Origin of the sequence: Dysosmobacter sp. (assembly GCF_034093755.1) — a bacterium.
GTDB lineage: Bacteria > Bacillota > Clostridia > Oscillospirales > Oscillospiraceae > Oscillibacter.
The window spans coordinates 1-9,240 of the sequence record NZ_JAXEBZ010000037.1; the positions used below are offsets into that span (position 1 = coordinate 1).

Consider the following 9,240-nt stretch of genomic DNA (forward strand, 5'->3'; position numbering starts at 1 on the left):
CCAAAATATCGCCGGCGGCGAAGCTGTTGGGCAGGGCCTCCACCTGCTTGAGGATGGCGTCGTACTCCCGCATCAGCCGGGAGCGCTCCGCCTTGTCGGGGATGGTGCGGGCCATGTTGCCGATCAGGGCGATCTCGCTGCGCAGCACGTGGCCGTCGGGCTGGGCGGTCATATAGTGGACCATATCCCGGACCCGTGCGTCCCGGCTTCCGCTGAACACCCGGCCCAGGCCGGAACCCAGGACCCGGTAGACCTCCGTATCCAGGTCATAGATGCGGCCGGCCAGTTCAATCAGCTGCTTGCTGTCTTCTTTCATTGTCCCGTCGCCTCCTTACCGGAAAAAGATGAGGGCATCCAGCAAAAATACCGGCCCCAGGAATAGCAACGACCACAGCAGATACCCAAAGAAGGAGGGCATCCGGATACCGTTTTCGTCGGAAATGGCCTTTACCATGAAGTTGGGAGCGTTGCCGATGTAAGTATTGGCGCCCATGAACACCGCGCCGCAGGAAATGGCGGCCAGCATGGCGGGAGGCAGCATGCCCAGGGTGGTGGTGACGCCCTCGGTGAAGTTCAGGGCGCAGGCGGTGGTGAGGAACACCAGATAAGTAGGGGTGTTGTCCAGGAAGCTGGACAGGGCGCCGGTGGCCCAGAACATCTCCATGGGGGTTGTGAGGCCCAGGCTGGCGCCGTGGGACTTCAGCAGCATCAGCGCCGGCTGCATGGTGATGAAGATGCCCACAAACAGCACCGCCACCTCCCGGATGGCGCCCCACGTGAAATGGTTCTCCTTCCGGACAGAGGCGTCGGTGGTGCGGAAGGACAGCAGCGCCGCCACCAGGATGATGACCATTTCAATGACGGAGGGGGCCGTCAGCTCCACGCCGCCGGGCAGCGTGAGGCCCAGTACCCGGCCGTCCGCCGTCTGGAAGGCGGGCAGGGTGGGCAGGGTGCCGCTGAGGATCACCGCCGCCACGATCATCACCAGAAACACCAGGTTGTGCAGCCCCCGGATGCGCACCTCCGTGCCGGGCCTGCTGATGTCCGGCTTCATGCCGGCGGCGATGTCCTTCCGGTAGGCCTTCATATCCAGCCAGTAAAAGACGCACAGCAGAATCACCGTGTTGAACAGCATCACCGGGAACAGCCGCAGGCTCCAGAAGAAGGGCACGCCCCGGGAAAAGCCCATCAGCAGCGGCGGATCCCCGATGGGGGTGAGGCAGCCGCCGATGTTGGAGATCAGGAAAATGAAGAACACCATGATGTGCCGCTTCCGCTTGCGCCAGGAGTTCATCTTGATCAGGGGGCGGACCATCAGCATGCTGGCGCCGGTGGTGCCCACCCAGCTGGAGAGCAGCGTGCCGAACAGCAGCAGCGCCACGTTCACCCGGGGAGAGCCGGCCAGGTCCCCGGTGAGGGTGATGTTGCCCGCCACGCAGAACAGGCCGAACAGCAGCACAATGAAGGGCAGATAATCGTTGACGATGCACTCCAGCGCCGTCTCCGCCGAGGCACCGGCGCCGTTGAGCACGCCGAAGGGAATCAGGAACAGCAGCGCCAGCACCGCCACCACCCATCCCTGACGCTTCTCCCACCACAGGGGTTTTACGAGGGGGAACACGGCGATGGACACCAGCAGCGCCGCAAAGGGCAGGCACAGCCAGAGGGGCGCGCCGGCCGCCGCGGCCCCCTCCTCCGCCGCCCCGGCGGACACACACAGGACCGGCAGCAGCACCCCGGCTGTGAGAATTCTTTTCATGGCAAAAGACCTTCCTATCCGGCAGTCAGCACCGCCGTTTTTGCTCGTCCCGCAATATTAGCGTCTTTTTCCAGAAATGTCAACCCTATCGTGACGGATTTCTTGCAAAATTATCAAGTTCTTGACGTGCAGTTAAAATTACATCAAGGAAATGCAGCAATTTGCCTAACTAAAGAACAAAAAGCGCGTTCTTTACGAAGAAAATCCTGCAAAGAACGCGCAATTTTTGTCAATACAGCGGCTGGTCCTCCAGGGACTCCCGGCGGATGAGCCGGATCACCACGATGTACATCACCACCACGAACACCACGAACACGGCGGTGGCGGCGGGGGTGCCCAGCATGGCGCAGGTGTCATAGAAGCCGTGGAGGAACACGGCGCTGAGGTAGCCCGCCGCCATGTTGACCGCGCCGCCGGTTTCGTCGCCCTGGTTGAAGCGGAGCCGGGCGCGGCCGTAGAAAGCGCCCATGAACACGGCGAAGCCCATGTGGCCGGGCACCGCCAGCAGTGCCCGGGGCACCGCCACGGACAGGCCGTAGCTCAGCACGTACTTGATGTTCTCAAAGGCGGCGAAGCCCAGAGACACGAACACGGCATAGACCACCCCGTCGAACCGGTAGTTGAAGGCGGGGGAATACCAGCTGCGCCGCTTCAGGAAGAACAGCTTGGTGCCCTCCTCCACCACGGCCACCACCAGAAAGGCCAGCAGGATGGTGTAGATGGGGCTGCCGGGGTCCACCAGCAGGTTCAGCACGCCCTCCGCCAGCATTTCCAGCACGATGGAGCACAGGGCCGCCGCCACGCCGGAGAAAATCAGGCCGATGAGCAGGCCCGGCGGCTCCGGTTCGATCTGGTCCTGGCGGTAGATGTAGCGCATCAGGAATACCGCCGGCAGCACCGCCGCCAGCACATAGATGGCCAGGATGTACATGGCCGGGGCAATGAAGAACATATGCCTCACTCCTTTTTCTGTCTTTCGGAGAGTTCTGCGGGGGCACCCGTCCCGGGCGGCGGGGGTGCAGCGAAGGCTGCGGCTTTGCGCCGGTCCCGGTGCGGGGGTGCCGGCCACCGCCGTAGTGCGCCAAGCGGCGTGGGCTTCCGGCCACCGCCGGGGAGTGCGATGAAGATCGCAGGCTTTGCAAACCACCGTCGCGGCAAAACGATTCCCGGCCCCGTTGGGGCCGCCAATCGTGCCGCTTCCTCGAAACAGGCTCGCTGTTTCCGCCGCTGGCGGCGCTTCGCCTGTTTCCCCCATTCTTTTTCGTCTTGCCGAAAAAGAATGCGCCGTGCACGGTGGAAGAAAAAGGCGCTGGGCGTACCCTTTGGCTCCGCCAAAGGGTAGACCGGGGTCTTCTCAGACGGTGCCGACTAAGCCCGGAAATCTCCTGCCGGGTGCACTATACACTGGCGCTCGTCGAAAGCTTTCCGCCGCATATCGCAGGAATCCGGTGATAGTCGGGGTGGAAAACCGAAAGGACTGTCCTTCTCTGCCCGCGCGTTCCGCTTCCCCGCAAGGGGGACGCGACATCCGTAAGGCGGCAAAGCCACCAACGGCTGTCCAGTCGCTACGCGCATACCCGGGCAGTCGCGGAGAGCAGCGAAATAGAGCGCCCCATCAACCACCCCGGTAGGGCGTAGCGAAGCGGAACGCCCGGGGCCAACACGCAGGGGCCTTTCGATCTTGCACCCCGTTGACCGCCCAGACCCCAACTTGCGGCGGCAGGTTTTCAATCTTTATTCAATGTTCGGCGCACCCGGCAGAAGGCTTCCGGGCGTAGGAAGCACCGTCTGAGGAATCTCCCGTTGGCCTTTGTGTACAAAGGCGAAAAAGCGCCTTTCTTTTGGACCGTGCACGGCCCGTTTTCTTTGGGCAAGACCCAAAGAAAATGGGGGGTGCAATCCCGCCGACGATGGTCGGCACCTCCCGGCGCCCGGACGGGCGCAATCCCGCCGGGGTCCCGGCACTTTCCCGCGCCGGAACCGGCGCAATTCCTCAGTTCTCCTCGTCCAGCTTGAGCACTGCCAGGAACGCCTCCGTAGGCACCTGCACCGTGCCCAGGGAGCGCATCTTCTTTTTGCCCTCTTTCTGCTTCTCCAGCAGCTTCTTCTTCCGGGTGACGTCGCCGCCGTAGCACTTGGCCAGCACGTCCTTGCGCATGGCCTTCACCGTCTCCCGGGCGATGACCCGGCCGCCGATGGCCGCCTGGATGGGAATTTCAACCAGCTGGCGGGGGATGTTCTCCTTCAGCTTCTCGCACAGGCGGCGGGCACGGGGATAGGCCTTGTCCTTGTGGGCGATGAAGCTGAGAGCGTCCACCTGGTCGCCGTTGAGCAGCAGGTCCACCTTCACCAGCTCGCTGGGCCGGTAGCCGGACAGCTCATAGTCCAGGGAGGCGTAGCCCCGGGTGTTGGCCTTCAGGGTGTCGAAAAAGTCGTAGATGATCTCGTTGAGGGGCATCTGGTAATGCAGCTCCACCAGGTTGGTGTCCAGATACTGCATGTCCTTGAACTCGCCCCGGCGGTTCTGGCACAGGGGCATGATGCTTCCCACGTACTCGTTGGGGGCGATGATGGACACCTTCACATACGGCTCCTCCGCGTGCTCGATGCCGGCGGGGTCCGGGTAGTTGTGGGGGTTGTCCACCTTCACCATGGTGCCGTCGGTTTTATAGACGTGGTAGATGACGGAGGGCAGGGTGGTCACCAGGTCCAGGTCAAACTCCCGCTCCAGCCGCTCCTGGATGACCTCCATGTGGAGCATGCCCAGAAAGCCGCAGCGGAAGCCGAAGCCCAGCGCCACCGACGTCTCCGGCTCAAAGGACAGCGACGCGTCATTGAGCCGCAGCTTCTCCAATGCGTCCCGCAGGTCCGGGAATTTGGAGCCGTCCTCGGTGTAGATGCCGCAGTAGACCATGGACTGCACGGGGCGGTAGCCCGGCAGCGGCTCCGCCGCCGGGTTGGCGGCGTCGGTGACGGTGTCGCCCACCCGGGTGTCCGCCACGTTTTTGATGGAGGCGGTGAAGTAGCCCACCTCGCCGGCCTCCAGGCCGTCGCAGGGCTCCAGGCCCAGGGGCAGCAGGTGGCCGCACTCAATGACCTGATAAGTGGCGCCGGTGGCCATCAGCCGCACTGTCTGGCCGGGGCGGATGGACCCGGCCATCAGCCGCATGTAGACGATGACGCCCCGGTAGCTGTCATACTGGCTGTCGAAGATCAGGGCCTGCAGGGGGGCGTTGACGTCGCCGGTGGGGGCGGGGACGTTGGCCACGATGTCCTCCAGCACGGCCTCGATGTTGATGCCCATTTTGGCGGAGATCTCCGGCGCGTCCATGGCGGGCAGGCCGATGATGTCCTCCACCTCGTGCTTGGCCTTCAGGGGATCGGCGGCAGGCAGGTCGATCTTGTTGAACACGGGCAGAATCTCCAGATCGTGCTCCATGGCAAGGTAGGTGTTGGCCAGGGTCTGGGCCTCCACGCCCTGGGTGGCATCCACCACCAGCACCGCGCCCTCGCAGGCCGCCAGGGACCGGGACACCTCGTAGTTGAAGTCCACGTGGCCCGGGGTGTCGATGAGGTTCAGCTCATAGACCTCCCCGTCCTTTGCCTTGTAGTTCAGCCGGACGGCCCGGGCCTTGATGGTGATGCCCCGCTCCTTCTCCAGGTCCATGTTGTCCAGCAGCTGGCTCTCCATCTCCCGCTGGGAGACGGCCTCGCACTTCTCCAGCAGCCGGTCCGCCAGCGTGGACTTGCCGTGATCAATGTGGGCGATGATGCTGAAATTTCGGATGTTCGCTTGTTTCGTCATATACAGATAACCTCCGCAGGCGGGAACTCACTGTCCGGCGGCCCTGGCCGCGTTCCACTGGAGCCAGAAGCTCTCGTCCCAGAATTTCTCATAGTCATAGTGTACCACAAAGTCCCGCCAGTTGGCGAGGGTCTCCGGCCAATTTTCCTCCGTCAGCCGCATTTCCTCCGCCGCCATCTTCCCCAGCACCGCCGTACACACCGCGCCGGAGTGGTGGACATAGTCGCAGTAGTTGTCCAGGTCCTCCACAACGGACCGGTCCAGCAGGAAGCCGTAAAGCTTCACGTTGTCATAGGGCAGCAGCGTCTCCACCGCCAGATTCAGGGCGGAAAGCATGGCCTCCGTCTGGCCCAGGCGGGCGGTTTTGTCCCAGAACAGGATGCTGTAGGGCGGCAGGAACAGCCGGAACTCCGTGTCCGGGTGGTCCTCCACCCAGCGGCACACCACTTTCAGGTTCTCCGCCGCGCTGGGAAGAAACACGTCGGCGGGCAGGGCCTCCGGCGCCGGTTCCGGCCGGGTGTAGCCGGACAGGGCGGTGGCGTGGTTCCACCAGATGCCGTCCTTGTCCCAGGTAAAGCCCTCGTCCAGGGTCTCCCCCTGACCCCACCGGTTGGCCATCAGCACGTAGACGCTGTAATACAGGGTGTCCTTGTTCAGCAGGTACTTCACGTCGTCCAGCGGGTTGTTATTATAAAGGTAGTCCGGCATGGCGTCGGTGACGCCGCTGTCCTCCCGCACCAGAATGTTCAGGTCCAGGCCGAACACCACCCGCCGGGGGTTCCGCGCCCGGAACAGCACGTTCATCACCTTGTCGAACTCGCTGAAATAGCCGTCGGGGATGGTGATGCGCACCGCCGTGCCGCCGAAGGTCTCCCCGATCTCACCGGCGCGGTAGTTGGCAGCCATGGAGGTGCCCATGAGGACGGTGTCCGCCGCCACGTTCCGCGCCAGCCCCGCCGCCTGATACCGTTCGCTGAAAAACACCGGCTGGTAACGGGTGGGCATCCGGTAGTAGAGGCAGGGGTCCACCAGATACACGGTGGCGCCGCAGGCCGCCAGCAGCGTCAGAATCGCCGCCAGCACCCCGCAGGCCCACCGCCTGTATGCTTGTTTCATGGCTCCCATCCTCTCTCAGAAGTTGGAATAAATAAAGGTGGTGATGCCGGTGAAGGACAGGACGGACCACACCGTCAGCGCCGTCAGCACCGCCCCACGCCAGAGGGTGGGCCGGAAGTCCTCCATGGCGCGGATCACGTTCCGGGGCCAGAAGGCCGCCAGCAGTCCCGCGCCGTACAGCAGCGCCAGCCGTCCCACGTTCATCCAGGGCTTCAGGGCCGGCAGCAGCAGCCGGATCGCCCCCGTCTCCTTGGAGAACAGGCCCTCCAGCAGCCACGGCTCCGGCTTCACCAGCCCGCCGGACACCGCCGCGGTGAGCAGCTCCACCCCGGAGCCCACGTCCGGCGCCCGGAAGAACACCCACGCCAGATTCACAAAGGCAAAGGTGACGCACCAGCGCACCGCCCTGGGCACCCGGTCCAGCCGGTCCCCCGCCAGCCGCTCCATGACCTGGGCCACCCCGTGGAGGGCGCCCCACAGCAGAAACGTCCACCCCGCGCCGTGCCACCAGCCGCTGACCAGATACACAATGAAAATGTTCCGGCAGGTGCGCCAGGCCCCGCCCCGGCTGCCGCCCAGGGGGAAGTAGACGCACTCCCGCAGAAAGGCAGTGAGGGTCATGTGCCACCGCTTCCAGAAGCCTCCCACGGAGGTGGAGCGGTAGGGGGAGTCGAAGTTCACCGGCAATCGCAGCCCCAGCAGCCGGGCGGCGCCGGCGGCAATGTCGCAGTAGCCGGAGAAGTCGAAATACAGCTGCAGGCTGTAGCCCAGAATCACCAGCCACGCCGCGGGGGCGGACAGGTCCGCCAGGCGGCTCCAGCCGTTGTTCACCACCACGCCGAAGGAGTCCGCCAGCAGCACCTTCTTGATGGTGCCCATGCAGATGGCGTACAGTCCGGCGGCCAGGTCCTGACCGTCGGGGCGGAGGAACTTCTCCCCCCGCAGCTGGGGCAGAAACGCCCCGGGCCGCAGAATGGGGCCGGAGGAGACGGCGGGGAAAAACAGGCTGTACAGGCAGAACTCCGTACCGGTGTCCGCCCCGGTCCACTGACCGGTGTACACCTCCTTCAGATACCAGATCTGCTGGAAAGTGAAAAAGCTGAGGCCCAGCGGCGCCCAGGCGGGGCCGAAGGCGCCGCCGGAGAAGAAGTTCACATACTTGAAGCTCAGCAGCACCCCCAGATGCCAGACCAGCGCCGCAAGAAATACCCCCTTGCCACGGCGCCCGGTGCGGATCTGCCGGGCCGCCAGCCAGGTGACGGCCATGCCCGCCAGCAGGATGCACAGCCCCTCCCCGGCATGGCGGGTCATGGGCCACAGGTAAAACACGCAGCCCGCCGCGAACAGCAGCGCCATGGCCCGCCGCCTGCTCCCGCGGCCCGCCGCCAGGCACACCGCCGCCGTCACCGCCAGAAAAACCGGAAAGCTCAGAGATTGGAAGGCCATATCATTTCTCCGTCATCAGGGTATTGGCCCGGCTGTCGGCGCCGTGGAGCACCTGGGTGACGCTCTGGCAGCGGCCGGGATAATTCTTTGTCACCGCCTCGTCGCTCATGGCCGGGAACTCCGTCTTTTTCTCCCGCAGCGCCCGCAGGCCCCGGACATACCGGGTTTCGGAGCGCTTCATGTCCGCCGCGGCGGCGTCCATGGCGAAGTCGTCGCCGTCCAGGGCGAACCAGGACTCGTTGCCCCCCGCCGCCCGGTACAGCCGGCGGTAGAGCTGGTACACGGCGGTGCCCAGATAGGCCGCCGCGTCGTTCACCAGGGTCTTGTCGTTCAGCTTGCCCAGCAGGTCGAACAGCACGCCGATGGCGCCGCTGAGCAGCTTGGCCTGCAGCGTGGCCATGACGCTGCCCCGCAGCACGTTGCCCTGGTCCGCCGCCGCCAGAATGTCCTCCTCCGACAGCATGGCGCCGTCCCGGGACAAGGTGCGGCCCAGGATGAAGTCGGCGGAGACGCGGTAGTAGTCGCAGGCCCGGACCACGAAGGCAAGGCCCGGTTCCCGGACGCCGTTTTCATAGTGGCTCAGCAGGGCCTGGGAGATGCCCAGGTCCGCCGCCGCCGTCCGCTGGGACACGCCCCGCTCCTGACGCAGCAGGGACAACGTGCGGGAAAATTCAGATGTGGAAGCCATGTTTTCTCTCTCCTTATCCACCGGATGGGTGGTTTTCAATACGCAGCGTATAGTTTAGCAAAAACGATACGAACTGTAAAGGGGATTGCCCGGTTTTGGGCATAAAAAATACGCCGGAACGGCACGGGAAATCACCGGTACCCCGGCGGGGGTGCGGCGAAGGCCGCGGGCTTGTGCGCCGGACTCGGCGCGGAAAGTTGCGGGGCCCCCGCGAGGGATTGCACCTGTCCGGGCGCCGGGAGGTGCCGACCATCGTCGGCGGGATTGCAAACCACCGTCGCGGCAATACGATTCCCGGCCCCGTTGGGGCCGCCAATCGTGCCGCTTCCTCGAAACAGGCTCGCTGTTTCCGCCGCTGGCGGCGCTTCGCCTGTTTCCCCCATTTTCTTTGGGTCTTGCCCAAAGAAAACGGGCCGTGCACGGTCC

6 protein-coding genes and 1 pseudogene are annotated in these 9,240 nt (G+C 64.5%); all 7 read right to left on the minus strand.

Features of this window, described 5'->3' with window-relative positions:
• Positions 1-316 (minus strand): annotated as a pseudogene (locus SOX55_RS05030) (cytidylate kinase-like family protein); the annotation flags it as partial.
• 15 nt (positions 317-331) lie between these two features.
• On the minus strand, positions 332-1,759 hold the full coding sequence (locus SOX55_RS05035) for a sodium:proton antiporter (RefSeq protein ID WP_325286343.1): 1,428 nt from the start codon (positions 1,757-1,759) through the stop codon (positions 332-334).
• Between the two features lie 229 nt (positions 1,760-1,988).
• Complete coding sequence (locus tag SOX55_RS05040) at positions 1,989-2,711, minus strand: PrsW family intramembrane metalloprotease (protein ID WP_325286344.1); 723 nt, start codon at positions 2,709-2,711, stop codon at positions 1,989-1,991.
• A 1,041-nt stretch (positions 2,712-3,752) separates the two neighbouring features.
• Entirely contained in the window at positions 3,753-5,564 is a 1,812-nt protein-coding gene (lepA, locus tag SOX55_RS05045) for a translation elongation factor 4 (protein ID WP_325286345.1), read from the minus strand.
• Between the two features lie 27 nt (positions 5,565-5,591).
• A complete protein-coding gene (locus SOX55_RS05050; protein ID WP_325286346.1) occupies positions 5,592-6,680 on the minus strand; it encodes a hypothetical protein in 1,089 nt (362 codons plus the stop codon).
• A gap of 15 nt (positions 6,681-6,695) precedes the next feature.
• Positions 6,696-8,126, minus strand: a complete 1,431-nt coding sequence (locus SOX55_RS05055; RefSeq protein ID WP_325286347.1) for an MBOAT family O-acyltransferase — start codon at positions 8,124-8,126, stop codon at positions 6,696-6,698.
• Position 8,127: 1 nt separating this feature from the next.
• Positions 8,128-8,814, minus strand: coding sequence for a helix-turn-helix domain-containing protein (locus SOX55_RS05060; RefSeq protein ID WP_325286348.1), 687 nt, complete (start codon positions 8,812-8,814; stop codon positions 8,128-8,130).
• Positions 8,815-9,240: the final 426 nt, after the last annotated feature.